The sequence below is a fragment of the Pseudomonas sp. 2VD genome, from assembly GCF_005503585.1.
Taxonomy (GTDB): domain Bacteria; phylum Pseudomonadota; class Gammaproteobacteria; order Pseudomonadales; family Pseudomonadaceae; genus Pseudomonas; species Pseudomonas aeruginosa.
Genome location: NZ_SCND01000067.1, coordinates 1 through 20951, shown reverse-complemented (window position 1 = coordinate 20951; position 20951 = coordinate 1). Strand labels below are relative to the sequence as shown.

Sequence of the window (20951 nt, the reverse complement as noted above, 5' to 3'; positions counted from 1 at the left end):
GCGCATGCGCCGCCGGCATTCACTCGTAACGCAGCGTGTAGGTCACGGCGCCGAGTACCGGACCGGGCGTCACGGTCGCCGCTTCGGAGACGTACTGCACCGCGTAGTCGTAGCTGGTGCTGGTGGCTCCGTTGGCGAGCACGATGTCGCCGGCGGGCACCGCCGCGCCGCCGGCCAGGTCGACCGGGTTGCCGCCGACGCTATCGAGCAATTGCAACGCCACGCCCGTCGCGCCGCTGGCGGCGGTGTTCACCAGATTCCCGGCGGCGCTGGGGTTGGTGGCCTGGAACAGGGTGGTGAAATGCTCGTCGGCCGTCGGCGCGACGCAATCGGTGAGTTGCAGGGTGAAGGCGGTTTCGCCGGCGCTGCGGCCCACTGCGCCATCGAGGGCGCTCACCGGTACGCTGTCGAGGATCACCGTGGGGTCGGTGAAGCCGTTGACCGCGACCTGGCAGGTCTGGTCGGTCACTTCGCCGCTGAATGTGATAGTGTTTGCCGCCATCGCGGTTCCCGAAGCGGCAATTGCCGCAAAGGCCAATACCACTGCGCATGGGTTCGAAGTTCTGGTCATGCCTATGTTCCTTGTGTGAGGCAATAATCGTCCACCCGCCTTTTATTTCGGCCGGGAACGCGGTAAAGACTCGAACGAGTTCAAATCGATAATCAGTGGTGCGAACCACCGATATAAGTATCCCGTGCACAGGCGTCGAGGTGAACGCCGAACGGCGGACTTATAAATCCGTTCGAGTGCCCGCCATTCGGGGAATTGCCTCTTTTCGCAGGGTACCGCCGCCTCTTCGCGCTATCCGTCGACATTGCAACGCTTGTATTTCCGACTATGGAACTCTGGCATCCCGGCCTCTCTTGCTTGTCTTCGCCAGTTTGGACTTATAATAAAAACCGCCATCCGTGTAATGCATGGATGGTGCCATGCAGTTAACTTCCAAGTTGGAAGTATGCACTTCCCTGTTATTCAACGAATAATTACCGTCGACTTTTCCCGGGCAATTTCCATGTTCACCCGCAGGCGCTTCTCCTTGCGCAGCAAGCTTTTTCCGCCGCCGCTCAGAAGTCCGGTGCGCAGACGAGTGCCAACGGCGGCGTGCGCACTCTCGTTGCAAGTGGGCGCTGCGCCGATGCTGTTCGGAGAATCCGTCTTGCGACAAGTCAACAACTCGAACCACGGCTTCGCCTAGCATTGAAAAAGTTCCTGCACGACAGTTGTCGGGCCTGTTGGTCGTCGCTCTACCAAGTGCCTGGACATATTTCCGTTATCCACTGATTCGGAGTCCAACGTCGCCGAACGTGCCGGCTGCCGCGACTCTCGAAAAAATAGCCTGGAGAAACTCCGAAACAAACATTGCACATGGACCGTCGTCGCAACGGTCTCCCTCAATAGTTATTAAAAGAAGAGGTTCGCACCCATGGCAGGCAAGCATTACCAGGATGCCGATGTGCATGCCGCAACCCTATCCCGCCTCCGACTGGTATTCCGGAACTTCGAGCGCGTCTGTGTCGCCTTCTCCGGTGGCAAGGACAGCTCGGTCACCCTGCAATTGGCGCTGGACGTGGCACGCGAGTTGGGACGCAGCCCGGTGGACGTACTGTTCATCGACCTGGAGGGGCAGTACCAGGCCACCATCGATCACGTCAGCGAGATGCTCGGGCGTCCCGACGTACGCCCCTGGTGGGTCTGCCTGCCACTCAACCTGCGCAACGCCTCCAGCCTGGAGGAACCCTACTGGTGCTGCTGGGAGCCCGGCGCCGAGGCCGACTGGGTGCGCCCGCTGCCGAAGCACCCAGGGGTGATCAGCGACCCGGGGTTCTTTCCCTTCTACCGCTACCGCATGGAATTCGAGGAGTTCGTCGCCGGCTTCAACGCCTGGCTGGCCAGGGAGATGCCTACCGCGTTCCTGGTTGGCATCCGTTCGGACGAATCGCTCAATCGCTACCTGGCGGTCAAGCGCAGGAGCCGGGCGAAACAATGCGCCTGGACGCCGCCGGGCGGCTCCGCGCCGCTGGCCTGGAGCGCGCGCGACCGGGCCAACCCGCAGGCGGTGAGCTTCTTCCCGATCTACGACTGGCGTTTCGAGGACCTCTGGCGCTGCGTCGCCGACCATGGCTACGCCTACAACCGCCTCTACGACCAGATGTACCGCGCCGGCGTGCCGTTCTCGCAGATGCGCATCTGCCAGCCCTATGGCGACGACCAGCGCAAGGGCCTCGACCTGTTCCACCGGATCGAGCCACGCACCTGGTTCAAGGTAGTCCGGCGCGTCGCCGGCGCCAACTATGGGGCGCGCTATTGTCGCCAGCGCTTCCTCGGCTACCGTGGCGGCCTTGGCCTGCCGCCCTCCTTCGGCACCTGGCGCGAGTACAGCCAGTTCCTCCTGCGCAGCATGCCGCCGCCTCTGCGCGGCATCTACCAGCGGCGCATCGAGCGTTTCATCCTCTGGTGGAAGCAGCACGACTATCCCCTTGCCATCTGGCCGGACGCGGGGATCCCGGCCCTGGAGAATCGTCGCAAGCAGCCGTCCTGGCGGCGTATCGCGCTATCCCTGCTGAAGCAGGACATGGCCCGCTCGCTGTCCTTCGGCTTCTCCCAGGCCGATATCGACAGACTGGTCCCCGGTCGGGAGAAGCGCTCGTGATCCGCCCGCAAGACTGCGAGATCCTGCAGTGGCGCTCGTTCGACGACGAGGCCGCCTTCTTCGCCAGCATGGGCCGCTTCTTCGCCAGCGCCCGGGTGCGCCGCGAATGCGGCGGCTACCCGCTGAGCGACGGTCCCTACCACCGCTGGTTCGTGCTCCGCCGCCAGGGGGACACGCGGATACTGGGGTTCGTCAGCCTGGAGCAACATCCCGACGTGGTTCGCCTGCGCGATGCCTACCTGCGTGCGGAAGCGCGCGGTCGCGGGCTGTTCCGCACCCTGCGCGAGCGGGTCCTCGGACATGTCGACCAACTCGGGCTGGCCTGTACCACCCGCGCGCCCCAGGCCTGCGCGCGCCTTCTCGAACCGCACGGCTTCGCCGTGCATTCCACCCGGGGTAGCTGGGTGACGCTCATGAGGAAAGCCCATGGCACAGACAAAGACACTGACGGAGCGGGCCGAGGCGCTGTTCGGCGAACTGCACGGGTTGCCGCTTGCCGAGCGGATTGAAGCCATCAACCGGATCCGCCGGCTGCTCCACGCGCACAGTCCGTTCGCCGAAGAGCCGGTCGATTGCGTGCAGTGGGTGCGTGCCGAGCGCGTCGCCGGCAACGACTACAACCCCAATACCGTCGCGCCGCCGGAGATGCGACTGCTGAGGCTGTCCATCGAGTCCGACGGATTCACCCAGCCCATCGTCGCCTATCCGCAGGCCGACGGGCGCTACGAGGTGGTCGACGGCTTCCACCGCCTGCGCGTGGGCAGCGCCAAGGGCGCGCTGCGCCAGCGTCTGCACGGCTACCTGCCGATCGCCGCGATACGCGCCGGGCGCGAAGGCGACAGCGAGCGCATCGCCGCCACCATCCGCCACAACCGAGCACGCGGCGTGCACGGCGTATTGCCGATGACGGCGATCGTGGTGACCCTGCTCAAGGCCGGCTGGAGCGAGGCCGACGTGGCCCGCGAACTGGGCATGGACAATGACGAGGTGCTGCGTTTCAAGCAGGTTTCCGGATTGCCCGAGCTGTTCCGCGAACACGTGTATTCCCGCTCCTGGGAGTAGCGGGCGGCGCCGTCGGCCGCACCGCTCGCCCAGGCTCAGGCCGCGCCGGTGGTCAGGCTGATGTGCTTGTACTCGACGAAGTCGTCCAGGGCGGCGACCCCGTTCAGCCGGCCGAGGCCGGACTGGCGGTAGCCGCCCTCCTCGAATTCGTCGTAGACCTTGGCCCAGTCGTTGATCCACACGGTGCCGGCGCGGATCTTCCGCGCCACCCGGAAGGCACGCGCGACCTCGCGGGTCCAGACCCCGGCCGCCAGCCCGTACTCGCTGCGGTTGGCCAGGGCGACGCCCTCCTCCTCGCGGTCGAATACCTGCAGGGTCAGCACCGGTCCGAAGGTTTCCTGTTGCACGATGTCCAGGTCCGGATCATCGACCTCCAGCAGGGTCGGACGGTAGAAGGCGCCGGCCGCCAGCTCGCCCTCGGTTACCGGGCCGCCGCGGACCACCACCCGCGCGCCGGCGGCGATGGCCTGGCGTACGGCTCGCTCGACGCGCTCGACGTTGGCCTTGTCGATCAGCGGCCCCATGTCGCTGCGCGGGTCCGCCGCCGGCCCCACGCGCAGGTTTTCCAGGCGCTGCGCCAGGCGTTCGCGTAGCCGTTCGGCAACGCCGCGCTGCACCAGCAGGCGCGAACCGGTCATGCAGAACTGCCCGGCGAACACCGTCAGCGACTTCTCCAGCACGGGCAAGGCGGCGTCCAGGTCGGCGTCGTCGAACACCAGGTGCGGTGTCTTGCCGCCCAGTTCCAGGCCGAAGCGCTTCAGGTGCCGCGCGCCGGAGGCGGAAATCGCTCGTCCGGTGGCGCTCGAGCCGGTGAAGCTGATCACCGGCACCTCGGCCGCGTCGATCAATCGCCGGGCGCCTTCGGAACCCGATTCGCTGAAGATGTTCACCGCCCCGGCAGGCAGCGACGGCGCTTCGGCGATGATCCGCGCGACCAGGGCGTTGGTCTGCGCGGTCTGCCCCGGCATCTTCACCACCGTGGTGGTACCGGCGGCCAGCGCCGGCGCCAGGGAGCGGATCATCAGCACCACCGGTGAATTCCACGGCACGATGATGCCGGCGACGCCCATCGGCTCGCGCAGCACCAGCGACACCACGTCGGGGCGCGGCGTGCCGCTGGCGCCCCGTTCGCTGCGCGCCAGGCCGGCGTAGTAGCGCAGCTTGCCCGGCACCATGCCGACCTCGAAGGCAGCCTCGGGCTTGATCTTGCCGTTCTCCAGGGCAAGCAGGTCGATGAGCGCATCGGCATGCCGCTCGAAGGCCGCGGCGATTTCCTCCAGGGCTGTCGCGCGCAGCGCGTGGTCGTCCTTCCAGGGACCATCTTCGAAGGCGCGCACAGCGGCGGCGATCGCCGCATCGGCCTCGGCCCGCCCGCCGTCGGCGTAGGTGCCGATCGGCTGGCCGCTGGCCGGGTCGAAGGATTGTCCCCGCTGCGCGGAATCGAGCCATGCGCCGTCGATCCAGTGTCTGGCGTGTCCGTTCATCTGCAAGTTCTCCTGGGTCGGTCAGGCGATGCGCTGCGCGAGGTGCTCGGCAACGGCGATGGTGGTGATGTTGGTGGCCACCGAAATGGCATCGGGGAAGATCGAGGCGTCGATCACCCGCAATCCTTGCAGGCCATGCACCCTGCCCTCCAGGTCGACCACCGCCCAGCGCTCGCCGGCACGGCCCATCGGCGCGCTGGAGGTCGGGTGGTGGTAGGTATCGAGGGTGGCGCGGATCGCCGCTTCGATCTGCGCATCGCTGAGTGCCTCGGGCCCTGGTCCGAGTTCGGCGTGGATCAGCCCGGCGAGCGGTTCGCTGCGGCCTATCCGGCGCGCCAGCTTGACCCCTTCCAGCAACCGCGCGCGGTCTTCGGCCTCGGCGAGGAAGTTCAGGTCGATCAGCGGCGCGACGGCCGGGTCGCGGCTGGCCAGACGCACGCTGCCCAGCGATTGCGGCCGGGTCAGGGCCACGGCGAGGACGAAACCGACCCCGGTCGGGCTCATTTCGGCGGGGAACAGGTGGGTGGCGGTGATGTGCAGGTCCAGCTCGCCGTTCTGCGCCCGCGAGCTATGGGTCCAGAGCTTGGCGCCGATCACCGGCGACTGCGCGCCGATGCGCTCCGGCCGGGCGGCATAGGCGTTGTAGTAGAACGGATGGTCCTTGAGCCGGCGGCCCACCGGCAAGTCGGCAAGCAACGGGATCGACAGCGCCTTCAGCTCGTCGGCCGGGCCGACACCGGAGCGCAGCAGGATCGCCGGGCTGCCGTAGGCGCCGGCGCTGAGGATCACTTCGCCGGCGTGGATTTCCTCGCCGGAGGCCAGGCGCACGCCCACCGCGCGCTTACCTTCGAAGAGCACCCGGTCGACCAGCGCGTCGCCGCGGATCGACAGGTTGGCGCGGCCGCGCACGGCGTTGTCGAGATAGGCCATGCCGGTGTTGACGCGCACACCGTTGACGACATTCATCGGGTACGGCCCGACGCCGTTGGCGTCGGCGCCGTCGAAATCGGCGATGGCCTTGAAACCGTTGGCCAGGGTGGCGTCGACGAAGGCCCTCTGCATCGGCGAGAGATCGGCGCGGCTCAGTTGCCGCACCGGCAGCGGTCCGTCCCCGCCGTGCAGGGCCGGGTCGCCGCCCTGGCGGGTCTCCAGGCGGCGGAACGCCGGCAGCAGGTCGTCGTAGGACCAGCCCGGCAGGTTCCAGCGGGCGAAGTCTTCGCGCCGCGCGCGGATCGCCACCGCGCCGTTGATCGCCGAGCTGCCGCCGAGGACCTTGCCGCGGATCGCATGGATCGGATGCCCGATCGCCCCCGGTTGGGACTGGTAGCCCCAGTCGCTGGCGGGGTCGCCGCCGACGCTGTCGCTGCTGGCGATGATCCTGGGGTAGTCCCAGGCCGGATAGGCCTGGCCGGCTTCCAGCAACAGTACCCGGCGGTCGCCGCGCTCGCTCAGGCGCCGGGCGAGGACCGCGCCGGCGGAGCCGCCGCCGACGATCAGCACATCGATCCTGCCGCCATCGAAGGCCTTGCGGGGCGTTTCCGCCGTGGCGCTGGCCACGCCGGGCGCGCCGCCGAGCAGCGAGCCCAGGGCGAGCGCGGCGGAGCCGGCGACGGTCTGCGCCAGCAAGGTGCGGCGCGCCGGGTTTTCGGGTTGGTGCATGGGGTTCTCCCGTATCCAGATCGATTGACGGGAGCAACGCTATGCCCGGCGCGCCCTCGGCGACAGACAGCGGAAGGCGAACCGCTGGTTCGGTTTTTCCGAACTCAGCCCGGCGGCAACAGGCCACGCTCGATGAGCGCGCGGTCCCAGGGCGCCGGATCGCCGATTTCCTCTTCGAGGAACTGGCCGAGGACGAGGATCTTCCGGGGCGTCCGTTGGGTCTTGCGGTAGACCACGGAAACCTGCCCGCCGTCCGGCGAGTAGCCAGGCAGGACCGGCAGCAGCTCGCCGGCCAGCAAGGCATCGGCGGCCAGGAAGCTCGGCAGGATCGCCAGGCCGAGCCCGGCGCGCGCACCTTCGAGCAACTGGTGCCCGGAGTCGGTGCGCATCCTCACCCGGATGCGGAACGAGGCCGGTTCGCCGTCCACCGGCAGACAGAGCATGCCGCCGGGCTCGCGGTTGTAGTAGACCAGCCCGTCGTGCGCCTGTAATTCCTCGGGATGCTGCGGCACGCCATGCCGCGCCAGGTAGGCGGGACTGGCGCAGAGCAGGTGGCGGTTGGCGGTGATCGGCCGCGCCACCAGGCAGGAGTCGTCCAGCCGGCCCATGCGCAGGGCCATGTCGAAGCGCGGTTCCTGGAGGTTGACGAAACGATCGTCGGCCTGCACGTCCACCCGCAATTGCGGATGGCGCTCGGCGAAGCGCGCCAGCAGCGGCGCCAGGTAGCGCGGAGTGAAGGCCAGCGGCGCGGAGAGGCGCAACTGGCCACGCAGGTCGTCGTCGGCGTCGAGCACCGAGGCTTCCGCCTGCTCCAGCTCCTGTAGCAGGCGGCAGGCGTGTTCGTAGTAGGTGCGACCGGGGTCGGTGAGGCTCAGCGGCCGGGTGCGGTTCAGCAGCACCCGGCCCAGGCGCCTCTCCAGTTGCTGGATCCGCTGGCTGACTTGCGACTTGGTGGTGCCCAGGCGGCGGGCGGCTTCGGAGAAGCTACGGGCGTCAACCACGCTGACGAAGGTGGTCATTTCGGCAAACTTGTTCATCGGTGTCCTTCTGCGATCCGCCCCCGCGGCCCCCGATCATACGCTTTCCGCCGCCGCTATCCGCGCCTCGGCGACCCGGCGCAGGCGCTGCATGGACTCCTCCGACTCGCGCTCGATGCGCCGGCGCAGCAGGAACAGGTTGGCCAGGCGCATTGACCAGCCATCGAAGCGGTATTCCAGGGTGCGCACGAAGCGGGTGCCGGCCGCGCTCGGCTGGCATTCGTAGCTCAGGCGCAGGTGCAGGCCGTGGTCGCCACGGGCGTTGGCGCGCCAGAGGCGGCCCGGCTGGTACTCGACCACCGTCCAGGACAAGTGCCCGGCGCGGCCGCCGGCGTGGATGTCCTCCTCGAAGCGCGCGCCGGCCGGCAGCGGGCCCGAGGCGCCGTCGACCCGCAACGACGAGGGATGCCATTCCGGCCAGAGTGCCGGGCTGGCGGCGTAGGCGAGGGTCGCCTCGGGCCCGCGGGCGATCTCGATTCGGTGCTGCATGCGGGTCATGGCGCGCTCCTCGGCGGTTTCCGCTTCCCAGTGGAGGGTGCCGTAGCACCAGTCCATCAACGGGAAGACCAGGTTGAAGTTGTGCGTCTGCATCAGCTCGCGACGGTGATGCAGTTCGTGCAGGCGGCGCATGTGGCGGATCCACGGCAGACGGCTGAGCGGATGCTCCGGCGGCAGGTGTTCGCAGGCGTGGAAGATCTCGTAGCTGAGGTAGCCCAGCAGCAGGGTCGCGGCGAACAGCGCGGCGAGGTTGTCGTTCAGCAGGCCGAGCAGGCTCCAGGCGAGCAGCGCGCCGAGGCTGAAGACCACCACCAGCCAGGCCGGGAACAGGATCACCCGCCAGTCGCGGGCCTGTTCGTAGCGCATCTGGCCGGCGACGAAGAAGCTGTGGTGGTCGCCGGTATGGCGCTTGTAGAACATCCGCCCCAGCGGGTGCTTGTGGTGGCCGAGGGACTTGTGGATGCGGTACTCGCCCCAGTTGAAGAACACCAGCGCGGCCGGCACCGTCAGCCATTCCAGCAGGCTCGGCTGCTCGAGCCGGGAGAGGAAGAAGACGATCCAGGCGCCGCCGTAGGCGAGGACGAAGCCGGCGTGCAGCCAGGGGTTGTAGCCGGGCCGGATGGCCGCGCGGTACTGCTGGCGAAAGGGTTGGGGATCGAAGGACATGGTCGGCATCTCGCGTGTGATTGTTATTGGCTGGGCCGCGAACCGGGCCGATCCGCCGGGGCGGAAGGGCTTGCATTCGAGTGTAGCGATGCCAGTCTTATCAGGGTAATGGATAAATAGAATGAGGATTATTCATGAAGCTGAACTTGCAGCAGCTCGACCTCAACCTGCTTCTGGTCTTCGATGCCCTGATGCGCGAACGCAACCTGTCGCGCGCTGCGATCCGCCTGCATCGCAGCCAGCCGGCGGTGAGCAACGCCCTCGCCCGCCTGCGCGAACAGCTCGACCAGCCGCTGTTCCGGCGCACCGCCAAGGGCCTGGAACCCACCGCCGCCGCCCTCGCCCTGTACGTGCCGGTGCGCCAGGCCCTGCATCTGCTGCAGGCCGGCCTTGGCTCCCAGGAAACCTTCGATCCGCACACTGCGCGGACCTTTCGCCTGACGATGAACGACTATGCCCAGTTGCGCCTGCTGCCGGGCCTGGTGACCCGCTTGAAGACCCTGGCCCCGCAGGTGACGCTGGAGGTGCGGCCCGACGAAGGCGCCTCGATCCCGGCGCAGCTGGCCAGCGGCGAACTGGACCTGGCGATCGACTACCTGTACTTCGACGAGCCTGAGCTGGCCTACCGGCCGGTCGGCGAGGAACGCCTGGTGGTGATCGGCCGCCAGGGCCATCCGGCCTTCCGCGGCGGCCTCGACCGCGCCGCCTACGAGGCCGCGCAGCACGTCTCGATCCTGCCGCGGGTGGGTCGCGGCAGTCCGCTGGAGATCGTCCTCGGCTCGGCCAGGGTGCAGCGCCGGGTGCAATTGCTGGTGCCGCACTACCTGACCATCCCGGCCATCGTCGCCAGCACCGAGCTGCTCGGCACCGTGCCGCGCCGCCTGGCCGAGCGTTTCGCCGGCAGCCATGGTCTGCAACTGGCGGACGTCCCCTTCGAGATGGCTCCGGTGCAGGTCAACCTGATCTGGCATCGCCAGCAGGAAGCGACGCCCGGCCTGCAATGGCTGCGCGAGCAGATCGTGCAGATCGAACAGGGCTGAGTCGCAGGTTGCGCGCCAGGATCAGTCTTCCGTCACTTTCGATCATTGAGCGAGGCCTTTCCCGCGCCCTATGGTGAGGCTGCGCCCCGCTGCCGGTCCCCGGCCGCCCCGGGGATACAGTCCAGCACCCGCCAGAGGAGCCACCGTATGACCAGCCTGCCGCTCGAAGCCAACGCCGCCGCCACCCTCGCCGAATGGCACGGGCTGATCGCCCGCCGCGACCTCTCCGGGTTGCCGCGCCTGCTGCATCCCGACGCCGTGTTCCGCTCGCCGATGGCGCACAAGCCGTATGCCGGCGCGCCGGTGGTCTCGATGATCCTGAATACCGTGCTCACGGTCTTCGAGGATTTCGCCTATCACCGCCAGTTGGCCAGCGCCGACGGCCGCAGCGTGGTGCTGGAGTTCAGCGCGCGGGTCGGCGAACGCGAACTGAAAGGCATCGACATGATTCGCTTCGACGACGACGGCCGGATCGTCGACTTCGAAGTGATGGTCCGTCCCATGAGCGGCCTCCAGGCCCTCGGCGAGGAAATGGGCCGGCGCCTGGCGCCCTATCTGGCCGCGAGCAAGGCCTGAGGCGGAGGAACCTGCCATGACCCGCATCACCGAAGTCGTGGTCGAGCGTCGCCAGCTCGCCACCGCCGCCCTGCGTACGCGCAACCTGCCCGCCCCGGAGGCGCTGGCGGAAGGCCAGGCGCTGCTGGCGGTCGGCGAGTTCGCCCTGACCGCCAACAACGTCACCTATGCCGCCCTCGGCGATGCCCTGCGCTACTGGGAGCTCTTCCCGGCCGGCGAGGGGCTGGGCATCGTCCCGGTCTGGGGCTTCGCCGAGGTGCTTGCCTCGCGCTGCCCGGGGGTCGAACCGGGCGAGCGCTTCTATGGCTACTATCCGATGGCCAGCCACCTGCTGGTCGCGCCGGCGCAGGTCCGCGGCAGCGGCTTCGTCGACGCCAGCGAGCACCGCCGGAACCTCCCGTCGGTCTACAACCAGTACCTGCGCTGCAGCAGCGACCCGCTCTACCGGGCCTCCGACGAGGCCCTGCAGATGCTCCTGCGGCCGCTGTTCACCACCTCGTTCCTGCTCGACGACTTCCTCGCCGAGCATGCCTTCTTCGGCGCCACCGACCTGCTGCTGAGCAGTGCCTCGAGCAAGACCGCCATCGGCCTGGCCTTCCTCCTCCAGCGCAATCGTGCGCAACGCGGCCAGGACTACCGCATCGTCGGCCTGACCTCCGCGGGCAACCGCGCCTTCGTCGAAGGCCTGGGCTGCTATGACGAGGTCCTGGCCTACGACCGCCTGGACGCACTGGACACCAGCGGAGACGCGCTGAGCGTGGATTTCGCCGGCAACGGCGCCCTGCTCGGCCAGTTGCACCAGCGCCTGGGCGACCGCCTGCGCTACAGTTGCCTGGTCGGCGCCGCCCATTGGGACCAGCGCGGTGGCCTGCCGAAGGCGCTGCCGGGTCCGACGCCGAAGCTGTTCTTCGCCCCGGCGCAGGCGGAAAAACGCCTCAAGGACTGGGGCGGCGCGGCGTTCCAGGCGCGCCTGGCGGAAGTCTGGGGCGAGTTCTCGGCCTTCGTCGGCGCCTGGATCCAGGTCCGCCACGGTGTCGGCGGCAGCGAGGTGCTGGAGGTCTACCAGGACCTGCTGGCCGGGCGCTCGGCACCGCAACTGGGCTACATCCTTTCCCTCGACGGCGGCTGAGGCCGCCGTTCTATACTGCTGGACGGAGGTGGCGAACCCGTCGCGAACGACGAAGCGGGTTCCACCCATGGCGTCGGCGGCGCCCTTGCGCCGTCGCTTCGCGGGGGGATGGAGAGATACCGTCCATGAACCGAGCCAAGCTCTACCTCTGCTGCGTCGCACTACTGCTGGTGCCGGCCATCGCCGGTGCGGCGACTGCCGACTACGTCTACGGCATGCCGCTGGACGTGGCCAGGGTGCTGAGCGTCGACGAGGCGCCCAGCGATACCTGCCAGGTGGTGCGCGCCACCCTGGTGTACCTGGACTCCCACGGCGAGCGCCAGGTGTTGCACTACCTGAAGCAAGCGCGTGCGTGCAGCGACGAATGAAACGACGGAGGAAAGGACGAACGGTCAGGGTTGTCGTTTCATTTCACGAAATTTTCACCGCTGACATGGATACTGGAACCAGCTGAAGGACCAGCGCCCCATTGCATAGAGCCCACCATCGAGTGGGCTTTTTGCATTCCGGGCCGCGTATCGCCTGGCGTTTGGCTCAATCCCGCTCTTCCCTGCGCAGCAGTTCGCGCTTGCGCTCCACGCCCCAGCGGTAGCCGGAAATGTCGCCGTCGCGACGTACCACCCGGTGGCAGGGAATCGCCACTGCGATCCGGTTCGCCGCGCAGGCCTGCGCCACCGCGCGCACCGCTCGCGGCGCGCCGATCCGTTCGGCGATCTGCGCATAGCTCGCCGTGCTGCCCGGCGGTATTTCCCGCAGTGCCTGCCAGACCCGTTCCTGGAACGCCGTACCGCGTACGTCCAGCGGCAGGTCCAGTCCCAGTTGAGGCGACTCGACGAAGCCCACCACCTGCGCCACCAGCCGTTCGAAGTCGGCGTCGCCGCCGAGCAGCTGGGCGCGCGGGAACTGGTCCTGCAACTCGCGCAGCAACGGCTCCGGCTCCTCGCCGAGGAGGATCGCGCAGATGCCGTGCTGGCTCTGCGCCACCAGGATCGCGCCCAGCGAGCACTGGCCGATGGCGAAACGGATCGCCGCGCCGGCGCCGCCATCGCGGTAATCGCGCGGGCGCATGCCGAGGCGTTGCGACGAGGACTCGTAGAAGCGGCTGTTGGAGTTGAAACCGGACTCGTAGATCGCCTCGGTCACCGAAGCGGATGCCTGGCCCAGGCGCTCGCGCAGGCGCCGGGCACGATAGGCCGAGGCGTAGGCCTTGGGCGTCAGGCCGGTTTCGGCCTTGAACAGACGATGGAAGTGGAACGGACTCATGCCCAGTCGGGCGGCCAGCGCCTCCAGTGCCGGCGGCGTCTCCGCCGTCTCGATCATCCGGCAGGCCTGCGCCACCCGCTCGGCGCGCTGCTCCGCCGCCAGGCTGCGGTCGCCGGCGGCGCGCCGGCTGGGCCGATAGCCGGCGGCCTCGGCGGCCTCGGCAGTGGCGAAGAACTCGACGTTCTCGCGCCTGGGCCGACGCGCCGAGGAACTCGGGCGGCAATAGACCCCGGTGGTCTTCACCGCATAGACGAACGCCCCGTCCGCCGCCGCGTCGCGCGCCAGCACGGCGGCCCAGCGCTGTTCGTCGGTGTGGTAGGCGTTGCAAGGATCGGGCTGCTGGCTCATGGCGTTTCCCCTGTGGGAGCGGATGATGCCCGCAGACTAATTCGCCGTTCAAGCGCAAGAACTCCGGTTCTTGCGCTTGAATTCGAGCGAGGCCGTGCGCCCGGCTTCGGCAGGCGCGGGAGGCCGCCGGCTTGCCTACCCATCGCCAGGCGCCATAATGGCCCGCTCGAACCGGCGGAAGGACTGGGAACATGGCGTTCAAACGGATAGCACTGGCCTACTGCGTGCAACTGGATCGGGTGATCTCCATCGCCAGTGCCCGCCGCGAATACTTCTCCCAGGCCGAGCCGCGCAAACGCTTCGACTTCCTCTGCTCCAGCGAAGCGTGCCGGGCACAGGGGATCAAGGTATCGGCGAGCAACTACGACAAGCTGCCGCAGGACACCCGCAAGGCCGCGCACTTCAGCAAGTTCCCGCACTCCACCCACCTGCCGGACTGCGAGTGGTTCGTCGAGGACGACGAGGACGCTCTGCGCCCGGGCGAATCCGCCGAGGAGGCCGGCCAGCGGCGCATCCGCGACAAGCTGGACGCCTACGTCGAGGAATTCGATCCGGCCATCGCCGAGGAAGCCGCGCCGCCACCAGCGGACCCGGACGCCGAGGAACAGCCGCCGGCCTCCGCCGCAGTGCGCGCCGACGCTCCCGCCGCGCCTCGGCAGAGAACGCAACGGCGGCGGCGCACCCGCGATTTCGAACAGCTCGTCGACACCTTCCGCCAGGCCCGCGCCGAACTGCCGGCGGAAGAATTCAAGCAGTTGGACATCCACATCAGCGGCCTCGGCCGGATAGCGCTGCGCGCCTATTTCCAGCACATCGGCTATGCCACCCCGGGCAGCGCCGGCAAGGTGTTCTACGGCGGCGCCGACCTGCTGCCCAAGCGCTACGGCTCGCCGAACCGGCCGCAAGGCTTCCGCTTCAAGTTCCGCGACCGCATCGACGGCAAGCCGGTATTCCTCTACGTCGCCCCGGAAACCTTGCAGGCCTATCCGCATCGGCGCTACCTCGAAGACATCCTCGGCTGCGCCGAAACGGTGCGCTACTTCACCCTCTACGCCCTCGGCCGGCTCGTCGAGGCGCCGAGCGGCAAGAGCTACAGCCTGGAGCCGGACGCCCTGCGCCACCTGGCGATCATCCCCGGTCCGGCGAAGGACGACGCCTCTCAGAGTTCGTCGTAGAGTCGGTCGCTGACCAGCATGTGCCCCGGCGCGTGGCTGATGTACAGCTCCGGCTGGGCTTCGGCGAGTACCGCCTGGGGCGTGACTCCGCAGGCCCAGAACAGCGGGATCTCGTCCGCCGCGAGCGGCACCGGGTCGCCGTAGTCGGGTCGCGCCAGGTCGCGGATGCCGATCAGCGCCGGATCGCCCAGGTGCAGCGGTGCGCCATGGGTCATCGGGAAACGGCTGGTGATCTGGATCGCCCGGATCGCCTCGGCGGCCTTCAACGGCCGCATCGATACCACCGTGGGGCCGGCCAGGCGACCGCTCGGCCGGGTGGCGATGGCAGTGCGGTACATCGCCACGTTGCGGCCCAGCTCGAGGTGGCGCAGGCCGATGCCGGCGTCGAGCAACGCCTGTTCGAAGGAGAACGAGCAGCCGATGGCGAAGGCGACGAAATCCGCCTCCCAGAACGCGCCGATGTCGTTCACCTCAACGGGCTCCTGGCCGCGCCGATGCACCCTGTAGCGCGGCAGGTCGCTGCGCACGTCGATATCCGCGCCGAGCCGGGCGAAGTGCGGCGAGCCGGGTTCGCTGACGTCGAGCAGCGGGCAGGCCCGGGGGTTCAGGGCACAGAAGCGAAGGAACTCGTCGGCCCAGGATTTCTGCAGGATCACCAGGTTGGCCTGCAAGTGGCGCTGGCCGAGGCCGCTGGTATGGCCGGCGTAGTCGCCGCGGCGGATCAGTTGGCGCAGGACCGGCGGCGGCAGTTGCGCGAGTTCGTGGAAGGTCGGTTCGGGCATGGCGGCTCCGTGCGCTGGCGGACGTGGTTGTTGGCGGGTTTGTAGAAGCGGACGGCGGTCAGCGTCCAACGAGATTTTTCCGCCGGGGGCGATCGGAAAATCCGAATCAACGCGAACGCAGCCGCCCCACTCCTTTCTTCAGCGGCGCCAGGAGCATGCACTCCGGGCCGACGTTGGCCGCGTAGTCGGCCAGCACCGTCTTGCTCAGCTCCACCACTTCGTCCACCAGCTCCAGGCCGGTGCCGCCGCGCCAGGACACCACCACCGGCAGGTTCGGCGGCGGCGGGCCGAGGCGCAGCAGGGTCAGTTCGCCGCGTTCCAGTTCCTGGCTGACCAGCGCCGGCGGCAAGGCGCCGACGCCGAAGCCATCGCGCAGCAGGCGGGTCATCGCCGCCACCGAGTTCACGCAGTTCAGGCGCGGTGCCGCGACGCCGTTGGCGTGCAGCAGGCCGAGCACGTCCTGGTGCGGCCGCGAGTGCTTGGAGAAGGTCACCACCCGCTCCCGCGCCAGGTCCGCCAGCGAGGCGTAGTCGCGGTGGTAGATCGAGCCGGTGGAGACGATCCAGCGCAGCGGGTAGCTGCCCAGTTCGAGGTTGAGCACCGACTCGTGGCGCAGCGAGTCGGTCTGGAAGATCAGGTCCAGGTAGCCCTTCTGCAACTGCTCGGAGAGGTTGCGCGCGGTGTCCGCCATCAGCTCGATCTCCACCGCCGGGAAGGTTTCCGTGACCCTGGCCACCAACGGGCTCAGCCAGGTGTGGATGACCGTGTCCATGGCGCCGATGCGGATCCGTCCCTGGGTGCTGGCGCCGGTGTCGAGCGACTGCTTCAGCGCGTGCATGGTGTCCATCATGCGCTCGGCGTAGGCCAGTACCTTGTCGCCTTCCGGGGTCAGGGTCACGCCGCGAGAGTCGCGGACGAACAGTTTCACGCCGAGTTCGTCCTCCAGCACGGCGATCCGGCTGGAAATGGAAGCCTGGGTGCTGAACAGCTTCTCCGCGGTGAGGCGGAAGCTCTTCAGGCGCGCGACCCAGACGAAGGTCTCGAGGAATTTCAGGTTCATGTGGCGGGCACCGACGGGCAAGGGACACAAGGTGGCAGGAGCGAGCAGCTTCCATGCCAGCGCCCGCCTTCCGGCGGCACATGATCGACGCATGACGGCCTGCTCCGCCATCGAAATTTCTTATCCCCGGCGGCCGCATAAATTAGTTGGACGCTCGCTGGCCAGCCTCGAAGAATGCGACCACCGGGTGCGACGGCGCCCACCGAATCCTCATAACACCAATAACGACGATCGGTGCCCCCATGGAAAAACACATGACCCTCGACGCCGGCCCGGACGCTTCCCGGGACGGTCATTTCGGCTGGTATCGCGCCCTCGACAAGCAGGAACGCCGGGCCTTCTGGAGCTGCAAGATCGGCTACGGCCTGGACGGCATGGACACCCAGATGCTGAGCTTCGTGATCCCCACCCTGATCGCCCTGTGGGGGATCAGCACCGGCGAAGCCGGCTTCATCCACACCATGACCCTGCTCGCCTCCGCCGCCGGTGGCTGGATCGCCGGGATCCTCTCCGACCGCATCGGCCGGGTGCTGACCCTGCAACTGACGGTGCTCTGGTTCGCCTTCTTCACCTTCCTCTGCGGCCTCGCGCAGAACTACGAGCAGTTGCTGGTCGCGCGGACCCTGATGGGCTTCGGCTTCGGTGGCGAGTGGACCGCCGGCGCGGTACTCATCGGCGAAGTGATCAAGGCCCGCGACCGCGGCAAGGCGGTCGGCCTGGTGCAGTCCGGCTGGGCCATCGGCTGGGGCCTCACCGCCATCCTCTACTCGCTGATGTTCAGCCTGCTGCCGCCGGAAGAGGCCTGGCGCGCGCTGTTCATGCTCGGCCTGTTGCCGGCACTGTTCGTCCTGGTGGTGCGTCGGCTGGTCAAGGAACCGGCGATCTACCGCGAGGCCAGGCAGCGCAACCAGGGCGCCGACAAGGTCAGCTTCTACGAGATCTTCGCCCCCGGCATGCTCAGCATCACCCTGCGCGCCTCGCTGCTGACCACCGGCGCCCTCGGCGGCTACTACGCCATCACCGCCTGGCTGCCGACCTTCCTCAAGACCGAGCGCGGGCTGACCGTGCTCGGCACCAGCGGCTACCTGGCGATGGTGATCCTCGGCTCCTACGTCGGCTACGTGGTCAGTGCCTTCCTCACCGACCTGATCGGGCGCAAGAAGAACTTCGTCCTGTTCGCCGTCGGCTCCTTCACCGTGGTCCTGCTCTACACCCAGTTGCCGGTAAGCAACGGCGCCATGCTCTGGCTCGGCTTCCCGCTCGGCTTCTTCGCCTCGGGCATCTTCAGCGGCATGGGCTCGTTCCTCACCGAACTGTTCCCGACCCGCATCCGCGGCTCCGGCCAGGGCTTCTGCTACAACGCCGGGCGCGCCATCGCCGCGCTGTTCCCGATGCTGATCGGCATGCTCGGCCAGAAGCTCTCGCTGGGCCTGGGGATCGGCGCCTTCGCCGCGGTCTCCTACGGCGTGGTGATCCTCGCCGCCCTCAGCCTGCCGGAAACCCGCGGCAAACAACTGGAACTCTGAGCCGTCGACCGAGGAAACCCCAGCATGCATCCCACTCCCCGCCTGGCTGCCGCGCTGCTCGCCGGCAGCGGGCTGGGCTGGCCGCTGCTCGCCCAGGCCGACCTGGTCGAGGACAGCCACGCCAGCCTCGAACTGCGCAACTTCTACTTCAACCGCGACTTCCGCCAGAGCGGCGCGCGCGACAACGCCGACGAATGGGCGCAGGGCTTCCTCCTGCGCCTGGAGTCCGGCTTCAGCGAAGGCACCGTCGGCTTCGGCGTCGACGCCATCGGCCTGCTCGGCCTCAAGCTCGACTCCGGCGGCGGCAGCGGCGGAACCGGGCTGCTGCCGGCCGACGGCTCCGCCGGGGGTTCCCAGGACGACTACGCCAAGCTCGGCCTCACCGCCAAGGCGCGGGTCTCCAACAGCCTGCTCAAGGTCGGCGCGCTGCACTTCAAGAGCCCGCTGGTCTCGGCCAACGACACCCGCCTGCTGCCGGAACTGTTCTGCGGCGCGCTGCTCGACGTGCAGGAGATCGACGGCCTGACCCTGCGCGGCGCGCACCTGGACCGCAACAAGCTGAACAGCTCCAGCGACTACCAGGTGTTCAGCGCCAACCGCATCGGCGGGCGCAGCGATGCCTTCGACTTCGCCGGCGGCGACTATCGCCTGACCCCGGCGCTGACCGCCAGCCTGCACCAGGGTCGGCTCAAGGACATCTACCGACAGACCTTCGCCGGCCTGGTACACACCCTCGACCTCGGCGGACAGCGCTCGCTCAAGAGCGACCTGCGCTTCGCCCGGGCCAGCGAGGACGGCGGCTTCCGCGAACTGGACAACCGCGCCTTCGGCGCCCTCTTCAGCCTGCGCCTGGGCGCCCACGCGGTGGCCGCCGGCTACCAGCGGATCAGCGGCGACGATCCCTATCCCTACATCGCCGGCAGCGACCCGTACCTGGTCAACTTCATCCAGATCGGCGACTTCGGCAACGTCGACGAGCGCTCCTGGCAACTGCGCTACGACTACGATTTCGGCGCGCTCGGCCTGCCCGGCCTGAGCTTCATGAGCCGCTACGTCTCCGGCGACAACATCGCCCGCGGCGCGGCCAACGACGGCAAGGAATGGGAACGCAACACCGACCTCGGCTACGTGGTGCAGGGCGGGCCGCTGAAGAACCTCGGAGTGAAATGGCGCAACGCCACGGTGCGTTCGAATTTCGCCAACGACCTCGACGAAAACCGCCTGATCCTCAGCTACAGCCTGGCGCTGTGGTGAGGTCCGGCGAGCAATGACCTGAAGGAACCAGCATGAACAGCCTGTTGTTGAACTGCGATATCGGCGAGAGCTTCGGTGCCTGGAGCATGGGCCTGGACGCCGAGGTGATGCCGCTGATCGATTGCGCCAACATCGCCTGCGGCTTCCACGCCGGCGATCCCGGCACCATGCGCCGCACCGTGGCCCTGGCGGTGGAGCATGGCGTGCGCATCGGCGCGCACCCCGGCTACCCCGACCTGGTCGGCTTCGGCCGGCGCTCGCTGGCCTGCTCGGCGCAGGAAGTGGAAGACCTGCTGCTCTACCAGATCGGTGCCCTCGACGGACTCTGCCGCGCCCAGGGCGAACGGGTACGCTACGTCAAGCCGCACGGCGCGCTGTACCAGGACATGATGCGCGACCCGGCGATCCTCGCCGCCGTGCTGCGCGCACTGGCGGCCTACGACCGCACCCTGCCGCTGATGCTGATGAGCACCCGCGACAACACCGCGGCGCGCGCGCTGGGCGAGGCCCACGGCATCGAGCTGTGGTTCGAGGCGTTCGCCGACCGCGCCTACGACGGCGCCGGCTACCTGGTCTCGCGCAGCCAGCCCGGCGCGGTACACCACGACGCCGAGACGGTGCTCGCCCAGGCCCTCCTGCTGGCCCGTGGCGCGCCGCTGAGAGCCAGCGACGGCAGCGCCCTGGCGCTGGAGGCGCAGACCCTCTGCGTACACGGTGACAACCCCGCCTCGCTGGCCGCGGTGCGGCGCATCCGCGACGCCCTGGAGGCGGCATGAGCCAACCGCAACCGCGCATCGAGGTGGCCGCCATCGACAGCTTCGTCCTGCGCCTGTTCGAGCGCATCGACGAAGCCAACATGCCCTGGCTGCTGGCGGCGGAGGAAAACCTGCGGGCGGCGTTCGGCGCCGCCCTGCTCGACCTGGTGCCGTCCTACACCACCCTGCTCCTGCAATACGACCTGCTCCAGCTCGACCCCGGCGAAGCCCGCGCGCGGATCGCCGCGGCGCTGTCCGACTTGCGCCCGAAACGCCAGGACGGCGGCCGCCTGCACGTCCTGCCGACCTGGTACGACCCGCGGGTCGGCCCCGACCTGGAACCCCTGGCGCGGCGCAAGCAGCTCGGCGTCGCCGAGCTGATCCGCCGCCACAGCCAGCACGAGTACCGGGTCTTCGCCCTCGGTTTCAGCCCCGGCTTCGCCTTCATGGGGCTGGTCGAGGAAGCCCTGGCGGCGCCACGCCTGGCGACTCCCCGGCAACGCATCGCCGCCGGCAGCGTCGGCATCGCCGAGCGCCAGACGGCGGTCTATCCGCAGGCCTCGCCAGGCGGCTGGAACCTGCTCGGGCGCTGCCCGGTGCGCCTGTTCGACCTCACCCTGGACGGCTACAGCCTGCTGCGCGCCGGCGACCGGGTGCGTTTCGAACCCATCGGACACGCCGAATTCGTCCGCCTCGGCGGCGACGACACGCCCCTGGAGGTCCAGGCATGAACGACTCCATCCACGGCGGACTGCGGGTGTGCCAGAGCACCCCGCTGGTCCAGTTGCAGGATCGCGGCCGCTTCGGCTGCCGCCATCTCGGCGTGACCCAGGGCGGCGCCCTCGACTGGCTGTCCATGGGCTGGGCCAACTGGCTGCTGGGCAATCCCCTGGACGCCGCGGTGATCGAGATCGCCCTCGGCGGTTTCGTCGCCGAATGCCACGCCGACGGCTGGTTGGCCCTGGCCCTGTCTCTTATACCCATCT

At 68.6% G+C, this 20951-nt stretch carries 20 protein-coding genes and 1 pseudogene; 13 read left to right on the top strand and 8 right to left on the bottom strand.

Annotated elements, in window-relative coordinates; translation table 11 throughout:
* Positions 1 to 19: 19 nt before the first annotated feature.
* Positions 20 to 571 carry a fimbrial protein gene (locus FFS27_RS10490; RefSeq protein ID WP_003120281.1) on the bottom strand — a complete coding sequence of 184 codons (552 nt, stop codon included), beginning with the start codon at positions 569 to 571 and terminating at the stop codon, positions 20 to 22.
* Positions 572 to 1424: 853 nt separating this feature from the next.
* Here FFS27_RS10490 and FFS27_RS10485 point away from each other — a divergent pair.
* The 3 genes from FFS27_RS10485 to FFS27_RS10475 are packed head-to-tail and all read left to right on the top strand — an operon-like array spanning position 1425 to position 3713.
* A complete protein-coding gene (locus FFS27_RS10485; protein ID WP_023101292.1) occupies positions 1425 to 2651 on the top strand; it encodes a phosphoadenosine phosphosulfate reductase in 1227 nt (408 codons plus the stop codon).
* The gene (locus tag FFS27_RS10480) at positions 2648 to 3160 is read left to right on the top strand and encodes a GNAT family N-acetyltransferase (RefSeq protein WP_003088854.1); all 513 of its coding nucleotides are present in this window, start codon (positions 2648 to 2650) and stop codon (positions 3158 to 3160) included. Before FFS27_RS10485 ends, FFS27_RS10480 begins: the two co-directional genes overlap by 4 nt.
* Positions 3078 to 3713, top strand: a complete 636-nt coding sequence (locus FFS27_RS10475) for an IbrB-like domain-containing protein (RefSeq protein ID WP_003088853.1) — start codon at positions 3078 to 3080, stop codon at positions 3711 to 3713. The genes FFS27_RS10480 and FFS27_RS10475 overlap by 83 nt, the downstream gene beginning before the upstream one ends.
* Before the next feature lie 35 nt (positions 3714 to 3748).
* On the opposite strand, the gene FFS27_RS10470 is transcribed toward FFS27_RS10475, so the two are convergent.
* The 4 genes from FFS27_RS10470 to FFS27_RS10455 all read right to left on the bottom strand — a co-directional run bounded on the left by FFS27_RS10470 (position 3749) and on the right by FFS27_RS10455 (position 9066).
* On the bottom strand, positions 3749 to 5197 hold the full coding sequence (locus FFS27_RS10470) for an aldehyde dehydrogenase family protein (protein ID WP_023101293.1): 1449 nt from the start codon (positions 5195 to 5197) through the stop codon (positions 3749 to 3751).
* A gap of 21 nt (positions 5198 to 5218) precedes the next feature.
* Positions 5219 to 6856 (bottom strand): GMC family oxidoreductase, encoded by a 1638-nt coding sequence (locus FFS27_RS10465; RefSeq protein ID WP_023101294.1) that lies wholly within the window; start codon positions 6854 to 6856, stop codon positions 5219 to 5221.
* A gap of 104 nt (positions 6857 to 6960) precedes the next feature.
* Positions 6961 to 7893 carry a LysR family transcriptional regulator gene (locus tag FFS27_RS10460; RefSeq protein WP_023096768.1) on the bottom strand — a complete coding sequence of 311 codons (933 nt, stop codon included), beginning with the start codon at positions 7891 to 7893 and terminating at the stop codon, positions 6961 to 6963.
* A 36-nt stretch (positions 7894 to 7929) separates the two neighbouring features.
* Positions 7930 to 9066 carry an SRPBCC family protein gene (locus FFS27_RS10455; protein ID WP_073665676.1) on the bottom strand — a complete coding sequence of 379 codons (1137 nt, stop codon included), beginning with the start codon at positions 9064 to 9066 and terminating at the stop codon, positions 7930 to 7932.
* 125 nt (positions 9067 to 9191) lie between these two features.
* Here FFS27_RS10455 and bsrA point away from each other — a divergent pair, with 125 nt between their 5' ends.
* The 4 genes from bsrA to FFS27_RS10435 all read left to right on the top strand — a co-directional run bounded on the left by bsrA (position 9192) and on the right by FFS27_RS10435 (position 12170).
* The gene (bsrA, locus tag FFS27_RS10450) at positions 9192 to 10097 is read left to right on the top strand and encodes a LysR family transcriptional regulator BsrA (RefSeq protein WP_003122789.1); all 906 of its coding nucleotides are present in this window, start codon (positions 9192 to 9194) and stop codon (positions 10095 to 10097) included.
* Between the two features lie 147 nt (positions 10098 to 10244).
* Entirely contained in the window at positions 10245 to 10673 is a 429-nt protein-coding gene (locus tag FFS27_RS10445) for a nuclear transport factor 2 family protein (protein WP_003088837.1), read from the top strand.
* 16 nt (positions 10674 to 10689) lie between these two features.
* A complete protein-coding gene (locus tag FFS27_RS10440; protein WP_021264728.1) occupies positions 10690 to 11802 on the top strand; it encodes a DUF2855 family protein in 1113 nt (370 codons plus the stop codon).
* 125 nt (positions 11803 to 11927) lie between these two features.
* On the top strand, positions 11928 to 12170 hold the full coding sequence (locus tag FFS27_RS10435) for a DUF2790 domain-containing protein (RefSeq protein ID WP_003088835.1): 243 nt from the start codon (positions 11928 to 11930) through the stop codon (positions 12168 to 12170).
* A 166-nt stretch (positions 12171 to 12336) separates the two neighbouring features.
* Here FFS27_RS10435 and ada read toward each other — a convergent pair whose 3' ends face one another.
* Positions 12337 to 13413, bottom strand: a complete 1077-nt coding sequence (ada, locus tag FFS27_RS10425) for a bifunctional DNA-binding transcriptional regulator/O6-methylguanine-DNA methyltransferase Ada (RefSeq protein WP_023101297.1) — start codon at positions 13411 to 13413, stop codon at positions 12337 to 12339.
* Between the two features lie 191 nt (positions 13414 to 13604).
* On the opposite strand from ada, the gene FFS27_RS10415 reads away from it, so the two are divergent.
* Entirely contained in the window at positions 13605 to 14588 is a 984-nt protein-coding gene (locus FFS27_RS10415; protein ID WP_021264726.1) for a hypothetical protein, read from the top strand.
* On the opposite strand, the gene FFS27_RS10410 is transcribed toward FFS27_RS10415, so the two are convergent.
* Together FFS27_RS10410 and FFS27_RS10405 are read right to left on the bottom strand one after the other, a co-directional pair.
* Complete coding sequence (locus FFS27_RS10410) at positions 14573 to 15370, bottom strand: putative hydro-lyase (RefSeq protein WP_003132222.1); 798 nt, start codon at positions 15368 to 15370, stop codon at positions 14573 to 14575. The two genes, FFS27_RS10415 and FFS27_RS10410, sit on opposite strands and share 16 nt — an antisense overlap.
* Positions 15371 to 15476: 106 nt before the next feature.
* Positions 15477 to 16430 carry a LysR family transcriptional regulator gene (locus FFS27_RS10405; protein WP_003088829.1) on the bottom strand — a complete coding sequence of 318 codons (954 nt, stop codon included), beginning with the start codon at positions 16428 to 16430 and terminating at the stop codon, positions 15477 to 15479.
* Positions 16431 to 16684: 254 nt separating this feature from the next.
* Here FFS27_RS10405 and FFS27_RS10400 point away from each other — a divergent pair, with 254 nt between their 5' ends.
* From FFS27_RS10400 to FFS27_RS10380, 5 genes and pseudogenes are all read left to right on the top strand, one after another.
* The gene (locus tag FFS27_RS10400) at positions 16685 to 17956 is read left to right on the top strand and encodes an MFS transporter (protein WP_003088828.1); all 1272 of its coding nucleotides are present in this window, start codon (positions 16685 to 16687) and stop codon (positions 17954 to 17956) included.
* Between the two features lie 24 nt (positions 17957 to 17980).
* A complete protein-coding gene (locus tag FFS27_RS10395; protein ID WP_023101299.1) occupies positions 17981 to 19210 on the top strand; it encodes an OprD family porin in 1230 nt (409 codons plus the stop codon).
* A gap of 32 nt (positions 19211 to 19242) precedes the next feature.
* The gene (locus FFS27_RS10390; protein ID WP_003088826.1) at positions 19243 to 19986 is read left to right on the top strand and encodes a 5-oxoprolinase subunit PxpA; all 744 of its coding nucleotides are present in this window, start codon (positions 19243 to 19245) and stop codon (positions 19984 to 19986) included.
* A complete protein-coding gene (locus tag FFS27_RS10385) occupies positions 19983 to 20696 on the top strand; it encodes a 5-oxoprolinase subunit B family protein (protein ID WP_003132226.1) in 714 nt (237 codons plus the stop codon). The genes FFS27_RS10390 and FFS27_RS10385 overlap by 4 nt, the downstream gene beginning before the upstream one ends.
* Positions 20693 to 20951 (top strand): annotated as a pseudogene (locus tag FFS27_RS10380) (biotin-dependent carboxyltransferase family protein); the annotation flags it as partial. The gene FFS27_RS10385 and the pseudogene FFS27_RS10380, both read left to right, overlap by 4 nt.

Bases quoted from the DNA above. Each gene is read 5' to 3' on its own strand.
- FFS27_RS10400 (WP_003088828.1), top strand. From the start codon at position 16,685: ATGACCCTCGACGCCGGCCCGGACGCTTCCCGGGACGGTCATTTCGGC.
- ada (WP_023101297.1), bottom strand. From the start codon at position 13,413: ATGAGCCAGCAGCCCGATCCTTGCAACGCCTACCACACCGACGAACAG.
- FFS27_RS10445 (WP_003088837.1), top strand. From the start codon at position 10,245: ATGACCAGCCTGCCGCTCGAAGCCAACGCCGCCGCCACCCTCGCCGAA.
- FFS27_RS10475 (WP_003088853.1), top strand. From the start codon at position 3,078: ATGGCACAGACAAAGACACTGACGGAGCGGGCCGAGGCGCTGTTCGGC.
- FFS27_RS10465 (WP_023101294.1), bottom strand. From the start codon at position 6,856: ATGCACCAACCCGAAAACCCGGCGCGCCGCACCTTGCTGGCGCAGACC.
- FFS27_RS10410 (WP_003132222.1), bottom strand. From the start codon at position 15,370: ATGCCCGAACCGACCTTCCACGAACTCGCGCAACTGCCGCCGCCGGTC.
- FFS27_RS10485 (WP_023101292.1), top strand. From the start codon at position 1,425: ATGGCAGGCAAGCATTACCAGGATGCCGATGTGCATGCCGCAACCCTA.
- FFS27_RS10460 (WP_023096768.1), bottom strand. From the start codon at position 7,893: ATGAACAAGTTTGCCGAAATGACCACCTTCGTCAGCGTGGTTGACGCC.
- FFS27_RS10395 (WP_023101299.1), top strand. From the start codon at position 17,981: ATGCATCCCACTCCCCGCCTGGCTGCCGCGCTGCTCGCCGGCAGCGGG.
- bsrA (WP_003122789.1), top strand. From the start codon at position 9,192: ATGAAGCTGAACTTGCAGCAGCTCGACCTCAACCTGCTTCTGGTCTTC.
- FFS27_RS10435 (WP_003088835.1), top strand. From the start codon at position 11,928: ATGAACCGAGCCAAGCTCTACCTCTGCTGCGTCGCACTACTGCTGGTG.
- FFS27_RS10490 (WP_003120281.1), bottom strand. From the start codon at position 571: ATGACCAGAACTTCGAACCCATGCGCAGTGGTATTGGCCTTTGCGGCA.
- FFS27_RS10385 (WP_003132226.1), top strand. From the start codon at position 19,983: ATGAGCCAACCGCAACCGCGCATCGAGGTGGCCGCCATCGACAGCTTC.
- FFS27_RS10440 (WP_021264728.1), top strand. From the start codon at position 10,690: ATGACCCGCATCACCGAAGTCGTGGTCGAGCGTCGCCAGCTCGCCACC.
- FFS27_RS10455 (WP_073665676.1), bottom strand. From the start codon at position 9,066: ATGCCGACCATGTCCTTCGATCCCCAACCCTTTCGCCAGCAGTACCGC.
- FFS27_RS10405 (WP_003088829.1), bottom strand. From the start codon at position 16,430: ATGAACCTGAAATTCCTCGAGACCTTCGTCTGGGTCGCGCGCCTGAAG.
- FFS27_RS10415 (WP_021264726.1), top strand. From the start codon at position 13,605: ATGGCGTTCAAACGGATAGCACTGGCCTACTGCGTGCAACTGGATCGG.
- FFS27_RS10390 (WP_003088826.1), top strand. From the start codon at position 19,243: ATGAACAGCCTGTTGTTGAACTGCGATATCGGCGAGAGCTTCGGTGCC.
- FFS27_RS10470 (WP_023101293.1), bottom strand. From the start codon at position 5,197: ATGAACGGACACGCCAGACACTGGATCGACGGCGCATGGCTCGATTCC.